Raw genomic sequence first — 21,354 nt, 5'->3', positions numbered from 1 at the left:
AGATGTTGAAGGAATCCGTAAAGCAGGTTCGGACAACGAACATGGAACATCTGACAACTCGTCTAAAAGCAAGCGGCAGGCTGGACAGGGTCGTGAAACGTTCGCTTCAGGTGCTGAATATCGCTTTTTATTACTTGGTTATTCTCAGCTTAACGTTCGTATTCCTATATCCCTTGTTATACATGGTATCCAAATCCATGATGCAAGTAACAGACGTGGCCGATGCCACAGTGCAATGGCTTCCGAAAAAGATAAGTTTTGGCAACTATTTTCTGGCATGGGATTCGCTTAAATTCTGGGCCGGGTTCGCAAATAGTGCGATTATTTCCTTCGGGAGTGCAGTTCTGCAAATCTTAAGCTGTTCCTTAATCGGTTATGGTTTTGCCAGATACCGTTTTCCAGGCTACGCAGTGTGTTTCGTTCTGCTGCTGTTTACTTTTCTAGTTCCACCGCAGACGATTGTTGTGCCACTGTATTTGTTCTTTAGTGACTTGGGGTGGATTAATACACATTTGCCGTTTGTGGTTCCTTCTATGTTTGGGCACGGGTTGAAGGGGGCATTATTCGTACTGATCTTTATTCAGTTCTATCGCGGCATGCCTAAAGTGTTGGAGGAAGCAGCACGTATCGACGGTGCAGGCGCATTCAGAACGTACTGGAAAATCATGTTTCCTATCGCCAAGCCGGCAATGCTGATCGTATTCTTGTTCTCTGTGGTATGGCACTGGAATGACAGCTTTGAACCGAATACGTATTTAACAACACCGGATTTCTATAATCTGTCGCAGCGATTAGCGATGTTTTATGGTTCCAATAATCAGGCAGCGGAGACGATGTCGCAAATGACTTCGGGTTCTATTGGGATGGCCCCAACTGGACTGAATCAGGTTATGGCGGCGTGTATTCTAACCATTCTGCCAATTCTGATTCTGTATTTGTTCGTACAGCGTCATTTTGTAGAAAGTGTGGAACGCTCCGGTATTGCCGGGGAATAACTTTATTTACTAAAAACCAGCAAGCTCTCTGTGTGGAGGCTTGCTGGTTTTATTTTTAGGTAAAGGGTCTTCAAATTAGTATATCAATTCGGTTAAGATGGATAAGTATCCGATAAACTGTATTAGAAATACACATCCAAACCAAGGGAGTCAGACGATGAATAAACGCACATCGGGATTTGAGCACAGTACAGTATCCATTGCTGAGAAGAAAGTTACTTGGCTGGAGCTATTTTATGATCTGCTTTTTGTAGCAGCAGTTTCAAAAGCGAGCCATGTCCTATTGCATGTAGAGGCGGGTACAATTCCACTTGAATACTTATCCAAATTTATCTTAATATTTATTCCGATCTGGTGGGCTTGGGTAGGGCAATCGCTTTTTGTGAATCGGTTTGGGCAAGATATCTTTTCACATCGGATATTCTTGATTCTACAATTATTTTTTGTATTAATAATGACGGCGAGCTTATCGGTTAACTTTGATCAATATTATATGCCATTCTTAATAGGTTATGTTGGTTTAAGAGCTATGACAGCCATTCAATATCTTACGATAAATAAGAATGAAGCGGCTGATAGAAAGAGCACTGCCCGGTATTTGGGAAGCAGATTTTGGATTGGATTAATGATCTCTTCTTTATCACTTTTCTTTGACTCTTGGATGCGTTATGTAGTTTTGTATGCGGGAATTACTGTAGACATTCTGCTTCCATTAGTAGGCCGGAAATACTTGGTGAAAAGTCCGATCAATACTCATCATTTATTGGAACGCTTCTCGTTGTTTACGCTTATTCTGCTTGGGGAATCAGTGGTCAGTATCCTTGCGGTTTTACAGTCTAGCCACTGGACGTGGCAATCTATTGTATTTGCATTATTAACTTTTCTATTAATTATAGCTATGTGGTGGCAATATTTTGATAATGTTGAAAAGAAAGTGGATAAGACTATAGAGACTGCCGGGCAAACCATAATTTACGGGCATTTATTTATTTATGTATCCTTGAGTATGATTGCAGCTTCGATCCAACTGCTATTTTTAGATCAATTAAATTATACATTTATGGTGTGTTTTATTTTTGGATCGGTCCTGCTCTACTTCTTCTCTACCTCACTGGTCTTCCATAAATATAGACGTATACAGCAACGGTTAGGGATATTCCATTTGACGTTATTATTAGGTTTACTTGGTGTTTTTTTCGTAGTAGATTTGTTGTTCCTTATACCTAATTACCTGATCATTGGTGAAATGATGTTATTTTTTGTGGTATATGCAAAATTAACGACGTAAGCTTGTTGTGCCGAAGCTGAATACGAAAATAAGAAGGAAGCTGATCCGTGTGATCGGCTTCCTTCTTGTTTTAGATCCCATGAAATATAATCTATCTAGTTACGATCGAACGGGGAGGCTTATTTCATAATATGTATAAGATTGTATTTTTTGATGTGGACGGTACTCTAGTGAGTGAAATTGATAGAAGTATCCCAAGATTTCCTGAATTATGGTTCGAACGTTTTCACGGATACGTTATGAATGTGCTTGAAGAAACAAAAGTTTCTAAATCAACGGCGATTAAACAGGTGCTGGATTATCTGAATATTTGCAAGTCAGAGGCTATCGCGTTTGGTGACGGTGGGAATGATATCGACATGTTGGAGTATGTGGGATTGGGCATTGCGATGGGAAACGGTGCGGAACAGTTAAAACAAAAAGCCGATTTTGTTACAAAAAAAGCAAGTGAAGGCGGGATAGCCTACGCATTAAAGAAATTTGGTGTCATTTAAGCTTGCAGCAAACGAGTTGAAGAAAAATTAATTGCGATCATTTGTACAAATCTAACAGCGACAGCCCAAGACTTTATCAGTCTATGGCTGCGGCTGCTTTATGGATTGTGTGGTATCCACACATAGAACTGCATGTGATTCCTGGTTCTTACTGCCCTAGAAGAGCCGGCACAATAAATCGGCCGAAAACATTTGCAGGAGAGCCTTTTTTGTACTTATCCGCGGTGATAACGGCAACCAGCTCGTAAGCAGGAACTACAATGATATGCTGCCCTTTAAAGCCGAGTGCAAAATAATAAGGGATCTCGTTCGGCTGTTGCTCTGAACCTGCATTGAATTGGGATACCCACCAATGCCAGCCGTAGAATCCTTTTTGCGGATGATTGGCTTCAACGTAAGGGCGAGTAGATTGCTGAATTGTATCTGAAAAAAGGATCTGCTGATCCTTCCAGCGTCCCTCTTGCAAATAAAGTAAGCCGAATTTCAGCATATCCTCCGGCTTCAGATGAAGTCCGAACCCACCGGTATGTATGCCTTGCGGATCACTCTCCCAGTGATAGCTTTGAATGCCAAGTGGTTGAAACAGCTGATCTTCGGCAAATTCTGCAACCGCCTGTCCAGCACAATCACGCAGGATTGCGGACAAGAGCTGAGAGGAGCCTGAGTTATAAGTCATCACGGTTCCTGGTGTATGAGCTAATGGCTGTGCAAGCACAAATTTTATCCAGTCTGCGGTTTTAGTCATGGCCGGAAAAGAATTCTGCCCACCAAACTCTGTCCAGTTAAAGCCTCCGGTCATCGTTAATAAGTGTTCGATAGTGATCTCACTTTTACGTGGGTCACGATCTTCTTTTAATGAAGGAAAAAATAAAGAAATAGGTGTGTCTGGAGGTGGAATCATTTGTTTATCTATGGCTATGCAAACTAAGGCGGAGAGTACGCTTTTGGTGCACGAGTTGATTTTGCCAAGCTCTTCAGCGATTTGTGGATCGCGGTAATGCTCCAGTATGGGTTCTCCATTTTGAACGATTAGACAACTGCGAATGTCTAGGTTAGTAATACCGTCAATAAGCGGCTGAAGGTTCCAGTCAGTAATGTCGGTGACCCCCTTTCTAGATGAATTATAGCTGCAACTGTTTACCATTATAGCTCACATCACAAAAATGTCGTAATTTCCTGTCGTTAAATAATTATGGAAAATACAAGAAAATATCTGTATAATAATATGAATCACGTGTTAGAGGAGGATGAATTCTTTTGAAAAGCAATAGTACTCTTTTTGTTCATCAAACAGCTAAAACGGTATTAATCACTTCCGTTGCACTCGCGTTACTCTTACCCCCTGGCTTAGCCGCAGCCGATTCTATATCTGTTAGCAGCAACACTTCCGTAACGCAGGTTAGTACGCAATCAGCGGCTCCAGCTACGACTACGAAATCTGAGGCTGATCCTGCAAAAGTGAAATTCACGCAGGAGCAAGCCATTGCAAAGTTAAAAGAACTATTCCCATCTCTAAAAGATGCAACTGTAAACAATGTTCAACTGGGATCTAACCAAAGCTACCCAGCTCCAGCAAATCAAATGATCTGGCATATTCAGTGGCAGGTTCAAGAAGGGAATATAGGATATGGTTTTAGCAGTGAGGTAGACGCCATTAATGGTGATATCATCAACACCTATCTCTCATTCTCCCAGGAGAAGAACGAATCCTATTATCCACCGAAAGTATCGCAGACTCAGGCATTGGAGATCGCCAAGACTTTTGTGGCTAAGGCAGCCTCATCGGTTAAGAGCAGTGAGCTGCAATTAAATGAGAATGTTGGTTATAGTTATTTTTCGGAATCATTATTCGGTCCTGTTCAATATGGATATAACTTCAGTATTCTGAAAAATGGTATTCCTTCTGGATCGGACAGCATTAACATAGTTGTGGATGGTAACGGAACTGTAACGCAATTCTCTAAGTCTTCTCAAGGGCTTGAGTACCCGTCTGCACAGCCCAAGATTACCTTGGAGCAAGCACAGAAGCAATTTGCGGAACAGTTTGATGTGGGCCTATTTTACATTCCTATTTATAAGAACGGAAAACCTAACAACTGGATCCTAGGCTGGCGTCCAATAGATCAGTCTCTATATCCTATCGATGCATTAACGGGCAAGCGGATAGATTATGAAGGAAAAGAATCCGTATCCACCTCAGTCGTGTATTCAGAAGTAGCGAAGAGCAAGGATGTTTTTCAGGCAAGAAGTTCTAGTACAGAGCTTTCTGCAAAAGAAGCAGCACAGCTTGTAGAGAAGGTTGCTTATATCCCGGCAGATCGTAAATTGATCTCGCAAACCTTGAGAAATGACTATCAGGATTCAGATCGAAAAATCTGGCAGCTATACTGGGGCAGTAATGGAAATGATCGTTACATTGGTGCTGGCTTTCCAGAACAATCCTCTGCTGAGATCGATGCAAAGACCGGTGAAGTATTGCAGTACCAGGTTCAAGCTTATGGTGCTATTCAGGATAAGAAGAAGGAAGAGCCGGCACCTGCTGGAGGTAAGAAGCTTAGTGAGGCTGAAGCGAAGGTGAAAGCGCTTAGTATAATTAATAGTCTATATCCTCAGGCGAGCCAGAAGCTAAAGCTGGTAGAATACGGGGATAATTCGAGTTTGACTTCAGACGGATCAGGATATGGATACCAGTTTATTAGATATCATCAAGGAATTCCTGTGAGTGACAGCACCATTACGGTAAGTTTGGATCTTTACGGCAGACTGACTTCTTACATGGGGAATCGGATAAGCGGTATCGATGGAATCACATTATCGCCTGATGCAACAATTTCCAAGAAAGAAGCGCTCGAAAGTTATAAGCCTAAATATCAGACTAAGCTGAAATATACTCAGGTTGGTGGATACAATACTTATAGTAACTATGTCGCACCGAAGGTGAAGCTGGTATATGATACAACCTTTGATGAATCTAACGGATTGAATCAGGTTTTGGATGCAGCCACTGGAAAATGGGTTGCGGTGTATGATTACCTCGGTCAGCAGGATGCTCAACTATCTGCAACGGATATCAAAGGTCATGCAGCAGAGCGGGAATTATCAGAATTGGTAAACCACCATGTGATTACACCGGATGCCGATGGCAAAGTGAACCCGGATCAAGAAATAACTGTCGGTGATTGGTTATCCTATCTTGCCAAAGCTTCTAGTCCGAATTTCACCAATTATTATAATAATAATGAACGAAAAACTGTGGCAGGCGTGAAGCCAGAGAATTCATATTATGATGCAGTTATTTTTGCAGCAGATCGTAAATGGATCAATAAGGATGAAAGCCTGCAAGTAGAGAGTAAGTTAACCCGGGAACAGCTTGCTGTTCATCTGGCTAATTTCTTGAAATACAATAAACTCACAGCTTATCTTGATAAAGATGTGACTGTAAGTCAGTTTAGTGATAGCTCAGCTATAAACAATAAGGGGGCCGTGGCTCTTGTTGTGAAATTGGGACTCTTAAAGGATGACAACGGCAAGTTTAATCCGCAGCAGAATGTAACAAAAGCGCTGGCGGCTTCGGTGATCATGAAGCTAGTGGAGCTGCAAGGAAAGACCGATCAGATCATAGGTCAATAAGTGTTAATAAGACAGCCAGGCAGCGATTCTCCGACGATTGGAGAATCGCTGCCTGGTTTTTTAGTTTGCAGCGCGGCGGATTGACTAAAGCATCTCTATCTGGCAGATGCAGTTTCCAGTATTCTCTCAGCATTTTTTGTGCGCCGATTCTTGCTGGAATCCGCAAAATAACTGCATTCTATACAGCTATTTCTTATGCAAAAGGTGAATGTGTATCTTTAATTGCATTCTCTGCAACTAAAAACTAGAGAATTCACCTATTGGCGAGAAAAGCAAGAATATAAGTGTACGGAATACACTTATATCCTTTGGCCGAGTGATTTGATGCATTATAAGTGTACTAAATACAATTAAACGCGTAATGCCGCGTAATTCAATGCTTAATTCAACGCTTAATTTATCCTCAGCGCAATCCTCAGCGTAATCCTTAGCGTAATCCTCCGCGCAATCCTCAGCGCAATCCTCCGCGCAATCCTCCGCGTAATCCTCAGTCCAATCCGCCTACACTATGCAACCGCCGGCTCACTATATAGGTAATCTTGATGGCTAAGATTCTTAAGGGATAGCATAAGGATCCGCCTCTTTTTTGTGTAATTAATTACCAATACATAGACACTTACAAACTCACAGTATTATGATAATCAGAGTGACCCTAAAGCGGAGCTTTGTTAGGCGAACATGAATAGGTAAAGAAAAGATACCGAATGTAAACGGTTCACACTCGCTGTGTTAACGCTTTCTTCTTACAATTAGGATATAGAAAATAAGGGAGGTTCAATAGATGAAAAGAAAGATTAAAGGCTTGCCTTTAATGGCATCGGCCATTGTTTTATCATTAGTTTTCAGTGGTTGCTCCAGCAATAATAGTGGAAACAGTAGTGGAAACAGTAGTAGTACCGCAGAGGGAAACACTAGTGCGCAAACGGAAATGGAAGGCGGCCCTTTAACCAAATATGATCCGCCGATCAAACTTCGCTCCACGATGAACGAAACAGGCAAAGAGACGTTGGCGCAGGGCGATACACATTCCAATAACATCTGGACCAGAGGATACGAGGAAGAGCTTGGGATTAAAGTGTCCTATGACTGGATTGTGGCTGATGCTAACTATAACGATAAAATGAATGTTACCTTGGCGAGCGGGGATTTACCTGATTTGTTAAAGGTGTCCACGGTGCAATTCGAGCAGCTTTATGAAGCTGGCATGTTGGAGGATTTGACCGGGGTATTTGATAAATATGCTTCGGATCTTGTCAAAGAATATTACGCTGAAGAGGACGGAGCAGGGCTTAAGCCGGTTACGAAAGATGGAAAACTGATGGCGATGGTAAGCTTCCCGGGTTCGCTGGATTCCTCTGATATGATATGGATTCGAAAAGACTGGATGGACAAGCTGAATTTGGCAGAGCCAACATCCATGCAGGATATTATTAAGATTGCAGAAGACTTTACATTTAAAGATCCAGACGGAAATGGCAAACAGGATACTTACGGCATTTCGTTGAACAAGGACTTGCCAATCAATGCGTTTCTACTCGGGTACCATGCTTACCTGGAAACTTGGATCAAAAACGCCGATGGCGAGGTTGTGAATGGTACGATTCAACCGGAGGTAAAGGCTGGACTTGCGGAGCTGCAAAGATTGTATAAAGAAGGAGTCATTGATCCAGAGTTTGGAGTGAAAGACTTTGCCAAAGCGATGGAGGATGTGAATGCTGGTAAATCCGGTATGTTATTTTTGCCGCAATGGGCCCCTTTCCAAGTAAAGGACATGATTAAAAAGGATCAAAATGTTAACTGGGTGCCTTATCCAGTACAATCTATTGATGACCAACCTGCCAAAACCCAAAACCATCTTACAATTGGTGGCGTATTCGCGGTCCGTAAGGGCTACGAACATCCGGAGGCATTGATCAAGCTGCTTAACTTCCAAGCAGAGAAAATGTTTGGAGAGTCCGCTAAAACGGAACGGGCAAAATATTTGAACGGGGACACAGGTTTGGGCTTCCAAAATGCGGTTGTATCCAACCTGCCACCGAACAAAAATGTAAAGGCACAGGATGAAGTGGAAAAAGCCCTTGAATCGGGAGATACCTCAAACATGGGCCTTGAAGCTAAATTATTCTATGATGATATTCAAAGCTACCGCGGTGGAGATCTTGATAAATGGCATATGGAACGGATCTTTGGGCCGCTTAGCTCACAATCGGTTATCAAACACTACCGCGACAATGACTTGGTGTTGATGAATGAGTTCATTTATGCCCCAACTAAAACGATGAACAGCAAAGCGGCTACCTTGGATAAACTGCGTGCAGAGACCTTTGTCAAAATCATTTACGGAAGTCTTCCTATCGATGAATTCGACAAATTCGTAGCCAACTGGAAAAAGCTCGGTGGAGATCAAATAACGAAAGAAGTAAATGATATCGTAAAAGCAAACTAGTAAAAACGACGCAGAAGAGGACTGCCCCTAGTCATGATAATGACAAACGGGCAGTTCTTTTTTTGGCTGAACAGCTATTCGGTTCGATAACCAGGTCAACAAAAGATACTTAAAGTCAATACGCTACACTATTAAGGCAATTTGGGGCTGCTCTATAATTGAGATACAAGGAGGAGAAAGCATATGCACTTTAATACTAAGCAATTTCTACGTAATATTCCGCTCCATTTAATGATTTTACCTGCCTTAATAGTGATCATTATTTTTAGTTATATTCCGATGGCTGGCCTTGTAATTGCCTTCCAGAATTTTTCCCCGATCTCAGGGTTTAAGAATATGAACTGGACAGGGCTCGAAAACTTTCGTTATTTGTTTGAGCTTCCCGGTTTTGGTCAGGTCGTATGGAATACTGTATTTATCTCCGTCATGAAAATTATTGCTGGCCTGACCGTGCCAGTTATAGCGGCTTTATTGCTTAATGAGGTTCGTGTAAACGGCTTCAAACGTTCGATTCAGACGATTATTTATATGCCGCACTTTTTCTCATGGGTTATCTTGGGCGGGATTATCGTAGATGTACTGTCTCCGAGCAGCGGGATTGTCAACATGCTTTTAAAAGCACTAGGCATGCAGCCTATTCAATTTCTAGCGGACAATAGCTGGTTCCCATACGTACTAGTGATCACAGATCAATGGAAGGAGTTTGGATTCGGGACGATCATTTATTTGGCGGCTTTAACCAGCATTGACTCCTCCCTTTATGAAGCTGCTGTAATCGATGGTGCCGGAAGATGGAAGCAGACCTGGCATATTACGCTTCCGGGCATTCGCCCGATTATGATCCTGATGCTTACACTCAGCCTTGGCAACGTCCTGAATGGGGGATTTGACCAAGTGTTCAACCTGTACAATCCGCTAGTGTATGAATCAGGTGATATTTTGGACACGATGATTTACCGAATTGGTCTACAGGATGCTCAGTACTCTGTATCGACCGCACTAGGATTGATAAAATCGGTAGTTTCCTTCGTATTTATCGGGCTGGGTTATTATCTGGCGTATCGTTTTGCTAAATATCGGATTTTTTAGAGAGAAAGGAGTGGACTAAATGCACCATACTTCAACTGCTTATCGTTGGTTTCTCCGCTGCAATTATGTATTTCTGACTTTGCTCGCAGTGCTTTGTCTTTTTCCGATCGTGAACATTCTGGCGATCTCCTTTAGCTCCAGCGCAGCTGTTAACGCGGGTAGCGTAACCTTCTGGCCTGTGGATTTCACTCTTTCTTCCTATAAATATATCCTTCAGAACAACCAGTTCATTCACTCCTTTGGAACTAGCCTGCTCCGGGTAGTGCTTGGCGTATCCGTTAACCTGTTGTTTACGATTCTAGTAGCTTATCCGCTGTCTAAAGAGGCAAAGTCCTTCCGCTCACGGACCGTGTATGCCTGGGTTTTTGTGTTCACGATGCTCTTTAGTGGGGGTCTGATTCCTGGTTATTTAATTGTAAAAGAAATGGGGCTGCTGGATAGCATCTGGTCGCTTGTTATACCGGGCGCGGTGCCGATCTTTAATGTTCTGCTTATGCTCAATTTCTTCAGAGGTTTGCCCAAAGAATTGGAGGAAGCCGCATGGATGGATGGCGCGGGACACTTACGCACGTTATGGAGTGTGTATCTGCCGGTATCTATGCCAAGTATTGCGACCATTACGTTGTTCGCTTTGGTGGGTCACTGGAATGCATGGTTCGATGGTATGATTTATATGAGAAGCCCGGAACATTATCCGCTGGCCACCTATTTACAATCCATACTTCAGCAGGTGTCGATCCAGACCGAAAATATTACTTTTGAACAAGCTGCGTTATTAAACCAAATCTCAGACCGTACAACGCAAGCCTCCCAGATCTTCTTGTCTATCATTCCTATCCTGGCGATTTATCCGTTCCTGCAAAGATATTTTGTGCATGGACTAGTCGTGGGTAGTGTAAAGGGTTAAACTGGACTGGACCTAAAAATAAGAAGGAGCCTGAACATGGCTCCTTCTTTATTATTATTCGATAGAAGAGGGAGAAAATTCCAATGAAATCATTCTCCATCGGGTGGAACCCCGATTCCATTGTGATCAAGCTGATCGGAGCTTTCCTATTGGTCATGCTTCCACTCTGCGCGCTGAGTATATCTATTACCTACTATAGCTCCAACCAAATGCAAGCTGAAGTGGAGAGGGCGAACGAATCGAAGGTTCATTTTTACTACAGCCATCTTGAATTTGAGCTGCAACGGATAACGGGCTTAGTCACGGAGTACTCTCAGGATGAAACGCTGGCTACCTTCAGTACCCGTATTCCAATTATGAGCCGGTACGAAGTGGATTCTAATCTGAACAATATATACACCAAGCTAAAACAAATCAAAGAAACCAGTCCTTATATTAGTGATGTTGTGTATTATGTCCCGGAAATTAATAAGCGGGTTAGCGCTGCGGTGGGGGTTAGGGATGTCACCAACGAGGAATGGCAAAATCTGCTGGCCACTATGGGTAATCTGAAGGGTGCTTTATCTAAATACGAAGACGACTTATATTTACTGCGTAGTAATCCTTATAACCTGGATCGCAATCTTTCACCTAATTTTTTGCTGGGAGTGAAGCTTTCCTCACCTGAGCTTGAGTTGCGTTTGAAAGAATTTGCGGTATCAGGGGGGAGCGATATTACGTTAGCCTTCGGCAATAACGATTATGTGATATCAACTTCTGACCAGAAGCCTAGGTTGTTTCCCATAGAGAAACCTCTAAATAGTGAAGAGACCGTAAGTGTGCAGCGGTATCGTTTTGATAATTCTTTTTACTATTCGCTCTACGATCACAGCAATAACTTTAGGCTGACCGCAAATATTCCCAACACGGTGCTCATGAAGCCGATTCAAGTCTACTCATTGCTGCTGTGGCTGTTGTTCGTTGTCTCGATAGTGATCATTATCTTGTTCTCTTTATGGACGTACAGGATGATTCATCGCCCGATGTCTATTCTTATCAGAGGGTTTAAGAAAGCGGAGCAGGGGCAGACGGGGATCTTTATTACTCACTCCCGCAGGGATGAGTTTGGGTATCTATATTCTCGTTTCAATGAGATGCTTAAGCATCTGAATACGTTAATCGATGAGAACTACGTGCAGCGTATCCGGACAGGGGAAGCGGAGCTTAAACATTTACAATCGCAGATCACCCCTCATTTTCTCTACAACAGTCTATTTAGCATAAAACAGATGGCTGAGGTGGAAAATGTAGAGCTGATCAAGGAGTTCTCTGATTATTTAGGGCAATATTTTCGGTACATGACCCGGGATTCCGCCCAGGAGGTTACTTTGCAGCAAGAGCAGGAGCATGCTTTGGTCTATCTGGCTATACAGCGGATTCGTTTTGGAGCGAGAATTAGAGCTGAAGTGGATGAGATTGCAGCGGATTGCCGGGACATCAAAGTCCCACGGGTTCTCCTGCAGCCCATCATTGAAAATGTATTCGAGCATGGGCTTAAGCAAAAAAGCAGCAATGGCCTATTAAAAATGAGTTATGAAAAAGTTGAGCATACGCTGACTATTATAATAGAAGATAACGGTGACTCACTTAGTGAGGACAAGTTAAATCTCTTGCAGCGCCAGTTCTCCGAGCAGAATGCCATTCAGGGGGAGATCACGGGTTTATTAAATGTAAATCAGAGATTGAGGATCAAATTTGGTTCCCCTTATGGCTTGATGGCAGAGAGAAGCAGTTTGGGCGGACTTTGTGTAAGAGTCAATTTACCGCTTAAAGGGGACGTGCAGGATGCAACGAATGATGATAGTTGATGATGAGCCTAATATTTTGGATGGGCTGTACGAATTTTTTGTAAAGGCAGATTTTAAAGATTTGGAGATCATAAAGGTTCATTCAGCGGATCATGCCATAGACTGGCTTAATACCGTAAAAATAGATATTGTGCTTAGTGACATCTGTATGCCAGGTATGGATGGGATGGCGTTAATTCAGGAAATTGTCGACCGCTGGCCACGTTGTAAAGTAATTCTGCTGACAGGACATAATGAATTCGATTTTGCCCATCAGGCGATCCGAAATCCATGTGTAGTTGACTATTTATTGAAGACAGAGGGGATGGATAAAATTCGTGCCGCTGTGGAGCTGACTTTGGAGAAAATATCTTCAGAAGAGGATTATTTCTATAAAAGCCAGTGGCTTCGCGACAAGCTCCCGCGCGCGCTGCCCCAGTTACAGCAGCAGTTATTACACGATATTCTAAGACGCACCGAACGGATAGACCGGCAGAGCTTGCAGGTTGAATTCGATGCCATTCAGCTCCCGTTCAAAGCGGATGGATCCGTCCTGCCTATTATTCTGCGGATGGAGGCTTGGCGAAATTATGAAACGGCTTCAGACCGGAGTTTAATTCGTTATGCGGTAGCCAATATTGCGGAGGAGCTGCTCAGCGACAAGGTTGAAGTTAAGGCTGTGGATCTGGATCCGGGGACGATAGCTTGTTTTGTTCAGCCTAAAAGTGAAAGTGTATCCTCAATCAAGGAAGAAGAGCTCTGGTTAAAAACGCTGCGCTTCGTCCACGGAACAATGGAATCCGTTCAGCAAGCCTGTGGCAAATGTCTGCAACTATCTGTGTCTATCATCGCCAGTGATCAGGAAGTGCATTGGCATGAGCTGAACTATGCCTTGAACCGTTTACGATTAGCTATTTTTGATAGCCCCGGACTTGGGATGGAAAAGCTGCTGAGGATAAATACCAAGGAAGTGAGCCCAAGTCCAGGTTCTATGCATAATCGAAATGCAACAGCGGAATTACTGCTCGACTATTTAAAACAACGGCTGCTTGAAGGTGATCTCGATTGGGGCACATCTTTTCGCAAATGGGTGGAGCTCTCGGGGGAAGGTGGGCCGGAGGATCCTTTTTTGAGATTAAGATTAATGTCTGGGATCAGTAACACCCTGCTGCAGACTTTACAAGAGTTAGGTTTAACGGAAAAAGCACATAGCGGTATGAATTTATCACGCATGTTATATTTTAATATCAATACACACTGGTCGGATGTCATCTCTTTTTATCACACGTTTTTTGAATGGATTATCTCGAACAGAAGCGCTACCTATAAACATGATGAATCGAATATCCTGTCCATGATCCACCAATATATTAAATCCCATCTGGCTGATGATTTGTCCTTAACCCGGATTGCGCAGGAAGTCTCACTTAATCCGTCCTATCTGTCACGCTGGTATAAAAGAACGACAGGGAAGGGGATTTCTGATTATATTCTGGAGAAAAAAGTGGAGCTGAGTAAGGAGCTGCTGCTTGGAACTGCTCTAAAAATGCACGAGATCTCCGGCCAGCTCGGGTTTAGTGATCAGCACTATTTTTTTCGATTCTTCAAAAAAACCGTTGGCTGTACGCCGCAGGAATATCGAGAGCAAAAACGAGGATAAATAACCATACCCCGAAAGACGGGCACCTGTTCAGAAGGTGCATCTTTCGGGGTATTGTTTGTGGCTGTATTTTAACGATTATTTACCGAGTTGTTTGTCTACTTCTCGAACCGGATTCTCGCCAACATTCTCTTCAACCTTGTGGCTACTCATAAACCAGCCGATTACAGCGATGAGTACGAGCACAACGTAGAAGGTGGCTTTCCACCAGGTACTATGAGCGAAATCTTCGGACAGAACACCAAGTGAAGGGTGCGCCAATGTAATGACTGACAGCTTAACACCCACCCAACCTACGATAAAGAAGGCTGCAATTTCAAGTCCTGGACGGGAATGCAGCAGCTTAACGAAGAAGGAAGCTGCGAAACGCATAATGACCAGACCGATAAATCCACCGGCAAAGATGACGAGGAATTGTCCGCCATCAAGGCCTCCGATTTTTGGAAGACCACTTGCAGGAAGAGCAACCGCGAGTGCAACTGCGGCTAGGATGGAATCGACCGCGAAGGCGATGTCAGCAACTTCTACCTTCAGAACAGTAAACCAAAAGCTGGATTTCTTTTTATTGACCGCACCGTCAGTGCCGCTTTCAGCAGCTTCATCTGTGACGGGCTTCTTAAACAACAGTTTTCGGAAAATATGATTACCCGCGATAAATAATAAATAAATCGCGCCGATGGCTTGTACTTGCCAGATATCGACCAGATAGGAGATGACAAATAGCGAACCGAATCGGAACACGAAGGCCCCCGCTAATCCGTAAAACAACGCTTTTTTTCTTTCCTCATCAGGAAGGTGCTTAACCATAATTGCCAATACCAATGCGTTATCTGCGGCGAGTAGTCCCTCTAGTGCTACCAGAACAAGCAATACCCAACCGTACTCTAATAATAATCCCCAATCCATTACTGTTGTCCTCCCTTTTTGAATGCGAATATCTACCAAAAGATATCTACCCTACCATTTTAACCAAATTTATATAAAAAAGACCTTTACCAAACAGATTAGCCTTTGGAATAAAGGTCTAACCTGATTGGTAAAGGTCTCGCTAACAATGTGAATTGCCAATAAAGCCGGAGAATATCCTCATATTCTCGTATTGACGACTTTATTTAACAGCTACTCCCCTTTACGGGATATATTAAATTTTTAAGATTATTCAATGTGTTCTTGCCTAAAGAGATCATATACGAGATGAAAGTCATTGTCAATAAAAGTTGCAGAAATAAATGGATTCTATCTTTTAAGAATCCTTAAAATGGCCAGAAACATGACATGATGACGGAGAATCAACAGAGATCGAATAAAATGGAAACGGAAACATGATAGATATAGGTTATATAAACTAACATTTAATATGACGAAACTGCAAACATAAGGAAAAACAAGACTTAAAAAGGGAAAACTCGATTGACGATGTAAGTTGATGAAAATATGATGAAACTAATCAAAGCAATCAAGCGAGAACTATGTTAACTAAAATTACATCAGTTGTTCTATCAGAGTTAGTTTTACTGCGAAGAAGTACTAGTAGTTCATGGTGCATAAAATTTTTAGGAGGTGGGGAAATGCCGCAGGCGTCATCGAGGTTATCCATTGAAGCAGAGGAGGAGCTCAGCCGCCATCCCTGCTACAGTGAGGAAGCTCATCGTTTTTTTGCTAGGATGCACATCCCGGTTGCTCCCGCCTGTAACATCCAATGTAATTACTGCAACCGGAAATTCGATTGTGTGAATGAAAGCAGGCCTGGTGTAGTTAGTGAAGTGCTAACTCCAGAGCAAGCTGAACGCAAAGTGAAAGGTGTAGCCGCACAGCTGATGCAACTGTCGGTAGTTGGGATTGCAGGTCCGGGTGATCCGCTGGCTAATCCAGAACGAACATTTGACACGTTCGAACGAGTCAAGCGGCAGGTCCCTGATGTTACCCTTTGCCTGAGTACTAATGGATTGACCCTTTACAGGCATGTAGACGCCATACTAGCGCTAGGTATCCGTCATGTCACGATCACCATCAATGCCATTGATCCCAATGTGGGCCGTGAAATTTATCCATGGGTTATTGACGAAGGGATCCGGTACGAAGGACAAGAAGCAGCGGAGCTGCTGATCAGCCGCCAGCTTCAAGGTTTGGAGCTGCTGGCACAGCAAGGCGTTCTTGTTAAAGTTAATTCCGTTATGATTCCAGGGGTCAATGATCATCATCTCCCTGAAGTATCGCGAACAGTTAAAGCGCTCGGGGCAACTCTGCATAATGTGACGCCTTTAATTATCGCACCGGGAAGTCAGTATGAACGGGATGGGCGCAAGGCGCCGCGCCCTAAAGAACTGCACAACCTGCAGGAAGTGCTTGGGCGCGAAGGGATGAAGGTCATGCGCCATTGTCGGCAATGCCGTGCTGATGCCATTGGGCTGCTAGGTCAGGATCGTAATCAGGATTTTATATTAGAAAAGATGGATGCAAATCCAGTTATTAATGAGCAAGCTAGAGCGCTCTTTCAACGTGAACTCGATGCCAAAATCCGTCAGCGTGTCAAAGCCAAAGAGCTAAGGCAGAACTCTATCCAGCAAGGGCAGCACACCACTAAAGTCGCTGTTGCTACACGTGGTGGGGATAAGGTCAATCAACATTTTGGCCACGCGACAGAGTTCATGGTTTATGAAACGGATGGAATAAGCGTGAAACTGCTAGGTATCAGAAAGATTCAGGCCTATTGCCACGGTAAAGCGGATTGTAATGGGGATAAGAATGCCACGTTACAAGAAATTATTTCTATATTACAGGACTGTCAAATATTGCTCTGTTCTGGTATTGGCGATGTCCCTCGCGCCAGCTTAAATAAAGCCGGAGTATTGCCTCTGGTGCGTAAAGGTGAAATACAGGATGCGATTCTCGAAAGTGTGAAGATCAGCTCTTATTTTGAAAATATATCGATTTCGAAGGGATGATGAATGATGAGACAAATAGCTTTTTACGGTAAGGGCGGTATCGGTAAATCCACAACTTCGCAGAACACTTTGGCGCAGCTCGCCACTAAATTTGGTCAAAAAACAATGATTGTAGGCTGTGATCCTAAAGCGGACTCCACACGGCTGATTTTGAACACTAAAGCTCAGAATTCAGTGCTCCAATTGGCTGCAGAAAGAGGAACGGTTGAGGATTTGGAGCTCGAGGATGTAGTTCAGTTGGGATATGGCGACATTCTTAATGTGGAGTGTGGTGGACCTGAACCGGGTGTGGGTTGTGCCGGCCGCGGGATTATTACAGCTATTAATTTTTTGGAGCAGCAAGGGGCTTATGAAGGATTGGATTTTGTATCCTATGACGTACTTGGTGACGTGGTATGTGGTGGATTTGCAATGCCGATCCGTGAGAATAAAGCACAGGAAATTTATATCGTATGCTCCGGGGAAATGATGGCTATGTATGCGGCCAATAACATTGCGCGCGGAATTCTAAAGTATGCCAACAGCGGTGGCGTAAGATTGGGCGGTCTGATCTGCAACAGTCGTAATACGGACCGTGAGGATGAGCTCATTATGGAGCTGGCACGCCGTTTGAATACGCAAATGATCCATTTTGTCCCGCGGAATAATGTGGTTCAGCATGCAGAGCTGAGAAGAATGACCGTGGCCCAATATAATCCTCATCATCAGCAAGCGAGAGAATATGAGATTTTGGCAGAAAAGATCCTGAATAACAATATGATGACAATCCCGACCCCGATTTCTATGGAAGAGCTGGAGGATTTACTCATGGAATTTGGTGTGATTGAGGATGAAGAGACGGCGCTGAAAAAGCTGAAGGCATCTGGCCAATAATTAGGTTCGTCCGGTGAACAGGAGTGGAGAGACGGCTGTTCACCGGATCACTCTGAGGGATGAGGAGGGTTCAGAATGGGGCTTAATATCGAAGATAACCAAAAGATGCTCGAAGAGATTCTTGAGGCTTACCCGGAAAAGGCACGGAAGGATCGTCAGAAGCATTTTGAAATCAATAATGAAGAGTTAATAAACTGTGGCAAATGCGCCATCAAATCGAATATGAAGTCCCGTCCGGGGGTTATGACCCAAAGAGGATGTGCTTATGCCGGTTCGAAGGGCGTGGTCTGGGGCCCGATCAAGGATATGGTGCATATCAGCCATGGTCCTGTAGGTTGTGGGCAATATAGCTGGGGAACAAGACGGAATTATGCCAACGGAACACTGGGCATTGATAACTTTACGGCTATGCAGGTGACGAGTGATTTTCAGGAGACAGATATTGTATTTGGCGGTGACAAGAAGCTTGAAGTCATTTGCCGTGAAATTAAAGAAATGTTCCCACTGGCTAAAGGAATTTCGATCCAATCAGAGTGTCCTGTGGGGCTAATCGGAGACGATATTGAAGCGGTGTCCAAAAAAATGTCTATCGAGCTAGGTATCCCGATCATTCCCGTTCGTTGTGAAGGGTTCCGTGGGGTTAGCCAATCCTTGGGTCATCATATTGCTAACGATGCGATCCGTGATTTTCTGATGGGGAAGAAGGAGCTTGCGGAATGTGGTCCTTACGATATTAATATTATCGGAGATTATAACATCGGTGGGGACGCTTGGGCTTCACGCATTTTACTGGAGGAAATGGGTCTGCGTGTAATTGCGCAGTGGTCTGGGGATGGAACCATCAATGAATTGGCGATCGCGCATAAGGCGAAGCTTAATCTGATTCACTGTCATCGCTCCATGAACTATATGGTAACGACGATGGAGAAAGCATATGGGATTCCTTGGCTGGAATACAACTTTTTCGGGCCGACCAAAACCGCTGAAAGCCTTCGAGCCATCGCCGCAAGGTTTGATGAATATATTCAGGAAAACTGCGAGAAAGTCATCGCTAAGTACACGCCACAAATGGAGGCGATAATCTCTAAATTTAAACCCCGGCTGGAAGGTAAAAAGGTCATGCTGCTGGTAGGCGGATTACGTGCCCGCCATACACTGGGGGCTTATGAGGATCTGGGGATGGAGGTAGTGGGCACAGGTTATGAGTTCGCTCACAAGGATGATTACGAGAAGACATTTCCTGAACTTCCGGAAGGCACTATTATTTACGATGATCCAACCGCTTACGAGCTGGAAGAGCTTGCGCAAAGACTTGATATTGATCTGATGGGCTCGGGTGTGAAGGAGAAATATGTGTATCACAAGATGGGTATTCCTTTCCGGCAAATGCACTCTTGGGATTATAGTGGTCCTTACCATGGCTATGATGGGTTTAAGATTTTTGCTAAGGACATGGACATGACCATTAACAGCCCAGTGTGGAGCTTGATCAATTCAGGGAAAACAGGATCACTCCCTAAAAAGGAGGCGGGCGTATGAAGGACAAACTGGAGATCCCAGATTACAATACATTATTTCAAACTGAACCCTATGTGAAGCAACGTGAAGGGAAAAAAGCATTCGAGGCACCCTGCAGTGAGCAAGAGACAGCAGAAGCATTAGCCTACTCGAAGTCGTCTGAATATAAAGATAAGAATTTTGCCCGCACCTCACTGGTAGTTAATCCTCATAAAGCATGCCAGCCCCTAGGAGCCTTGATGGCTGCGCTGGGATTCGAAAAAACTCTGCCGTTTATACATGGCTCTCAAGGCTGCACTGCGTATTTTCGTAGTCATTTAAGCCGTCATTTCAAGGAGCCGACCCCCGCAGTTTCTTCCTCTATGACAGAAGATGGTGCGGTGTTTGGAGGGATGAACAATCTTATTGATGGTCTTGAAAATAGTGTGGCGCTCTATAAGCCAGAGATGATAGCTGTATCCACTACATGTATGGCTGAGGTTATAGGGGATGATCTGCAGGCGTTTATATCCAATGCCCGCCAGAAGGGTGCAATTTCGAACGAAATTCCAGTGCCCTACGCCAACACGCCAAGCTTTTCCGGATCACATATTACAGGTTACGATTCCATGTTAAAGTCTATCCTCAGTACCTTGTTCATCCGCTCTGGGATTGAAGCTACCCCTGGCAGTGGAGAGGGAACTGGAGAGAAGCTGAATGTCATTTTAGGGTTTGAGCCTTATACGGGGAATTTTGCGGAAATTCGAAAAATCCTTGCCGCGTTTGATACAGGCTACACCTTCCTTGGTGATCACAGCGGCAATTTTGATTCCCCGGCTACAGGTGAATATTCCTATTATTATGGGGGAACGAAGCTGGCGGATGTGCCGAAGGCAGCTAATGCGTTGGGTACTCTTTCACTTCAGAAATATTCTGTCAAAAAAACGTTGGAATACATCAGCGGCACATGGAAACAACAGACCGTTGCGATGTCGACTCCGCTGGGCATTCATGCGACAGATCGGCTAATAGAGTCTATCAGTGAATTAACGGGATTGCCCATTCCGCCTGAGCTTGTGGAAGAACGTGGCCGGGTAGTGGATGCTTTACTCGATAGCCACCCTTATCTGCATGGCAAACGAGTGGCTTTAGTTGGCGATCCGGATTTGCTGATCGGCCTGATTGAATTCTGTCTGGAAGTCGGTATAGAGCCTATTCATATTGTGTGCTCTAATGGGGAAAACGGATTTAAAGAAGAAGCGAAAGCTCTGCTTGCTGCCAGCCCCTACGGAGCAGAAACAACGGTTCATATCGGAAATGATTTGTGGCATATGCGCTCTCTGCTGATTGATGATCCTGTGGATCTGGCCATTGGAAGCTCTCATCTTAAATTTGCTGCCAAAGATGCCGACGTTCCTTTGATCCGTGTAGGCTTCCCTGTCTTTGACCGCCATCATCTGCATCGTTATCCGATTATCGGTTATCAAGGTGCCTTGAACCTGTTAACTACTATAGTAAATACAATTCTGCAGGGGTTGGATGAGGATTCATCTGGCTTCAACCACGATCTTGTTCGTTAGTAGGAGAACGTTAAGCCGAATCGTATACTTCCGATTCATTCCCTCGTCCTCATACGGAGCCGAGCGTTGGGGAGCGGCCGGAAGTGCAATATTTATCGTAGTGACACTGAATAATTGAGCATTT

Annotated in this window: 14 protein-coding genes and 1 pseudogene; 13 read left to right on the top strand and 2 right to left on the bottom strand. The window is 43.9% G+C overall.

Annotated elements, in window-relative coordinates; all coding sequences use genetic code 11:
• Positions 1-2: 2 nt before the first annotated feature.
• From MHI25_RS25400 to MHI25_RS25390, 3 genes and pseudogenes are all read left to right on the top strand, one after another.
• Positions 3-995, top strand: coding sequence for a carbohydrate ABC transporter permease (locus MHI25_RS25400; RefSeq protein ID WP_081387615.1), 993 nt, complete (start codon positions 3-5; stop codon positions 993-995).
• Positions 996-1,194: 199 nt separating this feature from the next.
• Positions 1,195-2,283, top strand: a complete 1,089-nt coding sequence (locus tag MHI25_RS25395; RefSeq protein WP_280753706.1) for a low temperature requirement protein A — start codon at positions 1,195-1,197, stop codon at positions 2,281-2,283.
• Positions 2,284-2,480: 197 nt separating this feature from the next.
• Positions 2,481-2,777 (top strand): annotated as a pseudogene (locus tag MHI25_RS25390) (HAD-IIB family hydrolase); the annotation flags it as partial.
• A gap of 148 nt (positions 2,778-2,925) precedes the next feature.
• Here the strand turns inward: MHI25_RS25390 and MHI25_RS25385 are convergent.
• Complete coding sequence (locus tag MHI25_RS25385) at positions 2,926-3,921, bottom strand: serine hydrolase (RefSeq protein ID WP_340394557.1); 996 nt, start codon at positions 3,919-3,921, stop codon at positions 2,926-2,928.
• Positions 3,922-4,034: 113 nt separating this feature from the next.
• Between MHI25_RS25385 and MHI25_RS25380 the strand changes: the two genes are divergently transcribed.
• The 6 genes from MHI25_RS25380 to MHI25_RS25355 all read left to right on the top strand — a co-directional run bounded on the left by MHI25_RS25380 (position 4,035) and on the right by MHI25_RS25355 (position 14,335).
• A complete protein-coding gene (locus MHI25_RS25380; protein WP_076279966.1) occupies positions 4,035-6,407 on the top strand; it encodes a YcdB/YcdC domain-containing protein in 2,373 nt (790 codons plus the stop codon).
• A 781-nt stretch (positions 6,408-7,188) separates the two neighbouring features.
• A complete protein-coding gene (locus MHI25_RS25375; RefSeq protein WP_076129181.1) occupies positions 7,189-8,853 on the top strand; it encodes an extracellular solute-binding protein in 1,665 nt (554 codons plus the stop codon).
• 183 nt (positions 8,854-9,036) lie between these two features.
• Positions 9,037-9,942, top strand: a complete 906-nt coding sequence (locus MHI25_RS25370; RefSeq protein ID WP_036679607.1) for an ABC transporter permease subunit — start codon at positions 9,037-9,039, stop codon at positions 9,940-9,942.
• Between the two features lie 19 nt (positions 9,943-9,961).
• Positions 9,962-10,849 (top strand): carbohydrate ABC transporter permease, encoded by an 888-nt coding sequence (locus MHI25_RS25365; protein ID WP_340394556.1) that lies wholly within the window; start codon positions 9,962-9,964, stop codon positions 10,847-10,849.
• 83 nt (positions 10,850-10,932) lie between these two features.
• The gene (locus tag MHI25_RS25360; RefSeq protein WP_248549542.1) at positions 10,933-12,696 is read left to right on the top strand and encodes a histidine kinase; all 1,764 of its coding nucleotides are present in this window, start codon (positions 10,933-10,935) and stop codon (positions 12,694-12,696) included.
• Positions 12,674-14,335 carry a response regulator gene (locus MHI25_RS25355; RefSeq protein ID WP_076281909.1) on the top strand — a complete coding sequence of 554 codons (1,662 nt, stop codon included), beginning with the start codon at positions 12,674-12,676 and terminating at the stop codon, positions 14,333-14,335. Before MHI25_RS25360 ends, MHI25_RS25355 begins: the two co-directional genes overlap by 23 nt.
• 78 nt (positions 14,336-14,413) lie before the next feature.
• Here the strand turns inward: MHI25_RS25355 and MHI25_RS25350 are convergent, their stop codons facing one another.
• Positions 14,414-15,241, bottom strand: a complete 828-nt coding sequence (locus MHI25_RS25350; protein ID WP_036679597.1) for a TerC family protein — start codon at positions 15,239-15,241, stop codon at positions 14,414-14,416.
• Between the two features lie 662 nt (positions 15,242-15,903).
• On the opposite strand from MHI25_RS25350, the gene nifB reads away from it, so the two are divergent.
• From nifB to nifK, 4 genes are all read left to right on the top strand, one after another.
• The gene (gene nifB / locus MHI25_RS25345; RefSeq protein ID WP_340394555.1) at positions 15,904-17,280 is read left to right on the top strand and encodes a nitrogenase cofactor biosynthesis protein NifB; all 1,377 of its coding nucleotides are present in this window, start codon (positions 15,904-15,906) and stop codon (positions 17,278-17,280) included.
• A gap of 3 nt (positions 17,281-17,283) precedes the next feature.
• On the top strand, positions 17,284-18,153 hold the full coding sequence (nifH, locus tag MHI25_RS25340) for a nitrogenase iron protein (RefSeq protein ID WP_235219430.1): 870 nt from the start codon (positions 17,284-17,286) through the stop codon (positions 18,151-18,153).
• A gap of 75 nt (positions 18,154-18,228) precedes the next feature.
• Positions 18,229-19,692, top strand: a complete 1,464-nt coding sequence (nifD, locus tag MHI25_RS25335; RefSeq protein ID WP_076129186.1) for a nitrogenase molybdenum-iron protein alpha chain — start codon at positions 18,229-18,231, stop codon at positions 19,690-19,692.
• Positions 19,689-21,230 (top strand): nitrogenase molybdenum-iron protein subunit beta, encoded by a 1,542-nt coding sequence (gene nifK / locus MHI25_RS25330; RefSeq protein ID WP_076303286.1) that lies wholly within the window; start codon positions 19,689-19,691, stop codon positions 21,228-21,230. The genes nifD and nifK overlap by 4 nt, the downstream gene beginning before the upstream one ends.
• The last annotated feature ends 124 nt before the right edge of the window (positions 21,231-21,354 follow it).

It is taken from the genome of Paenibacillus sp. FSL E2-0177, from assembly GCF_037992975.1.
In the GTDB taxonomy this organism is placed as follows: Bacteria; Bacillota; Bacilli; order Paenibacillales; family Paenibacillaceae; genus Paenibacillus_AQ; species Paenibacillus_AQ odorifer.
Note: the sequence above shows the minus strand (reverse complement) of the source record. Positions and strands in the feature narration are given on the sequence as shown.

What these genes read in the sequence shown, in the direction of transcription:
- nifK (WP_076303286.1), top strand. Translation starts at nt 19,689, where the DNA reads ATGAAGGACAAACTGGAGATCCCAGATTACAATACATTATTTCAAACT.
- MHI25_RS25365 (WP_340394556.1), top strand. Translation starts at nt 9,962, where the DNA reads ATGCACCATACTTCAACTGCTTATCGTTGGTTTCTCCGCTGCAATTAT.
- nifH (WP_235219430.1), top strand. Translation starts at nt 17,284, where the DNA reads ATGATGAGACAAATAGCTTTTTACGGTAAGGGCGGTATCGGTAAATCC.
- MHI25_RS25350 (WP_036679597.1), bottom strand. Translation starts at nt 15,241, where the DNA reads ATGGATTGGGGATTATTATTAGAGTACGGTTGGGTATTGCTTGTTCTG.
- nifD (WP_076129186.1), top strand. Translation starts at nt 18,229, where the DNA reads ATGGGGCTTAATATCGAAGATAACCAAAAGATGCTCGAAGAGATTCTT.
- MHI25_RS25375 (WP_076129181.1), top strand. Translation starts at nt 7,189, where the DNA reads ATGAAAAGAAAGATTAAAGGCTTGCCTTTAATGGCATCGGCCATTGTT.
- nifB (WP_340394555.1), top strand. Translation starts at nt 15,904, where the DNA reads ATGCCGCAGGCGTCATCGAGGTTATCCATTGAAGCAGAGGAGGAGCTC.
- MHI25_RS25360 (WP_248549542.1), top strand. Translation starts at nt 10,933, where the DNA reads ATGAAATCATTCTCCATCGGGTGGAACCCCGATTCCATTGTGATCAAG.
- MHI25_RS25355 (WP_076281909.1), top strand. Translation starts at nt 12,674, where the DNA reads ATGCAACGAATGATGATAGTTGATGATGAGCCTAATATTTTGGATGGG.
- MHI25_RS25400 (WP_081387615.1), top strand. Translation starts at nt 3, where the DNA reads ATGTTGAAGGAATCCGTAAAGCAGGTTCGGACAACGAACATGGAACAT.
- MHI25_RS25370 (WP_036679607.1), top strand. Translation starts at nt 9,037, where the DNA reads ATGCACTTTAATACTAAGCAATTTCTACGTAATATTCCGCTCCATTTA.
- MHI25_RS25385 (WP_340394557.1), bottom strand. Translation starts at nt 3,921, where the DNA reads ATGGTAAACAGTTGCAGCTATAATTCATCTAGAAAGGGGGTCACCGAC.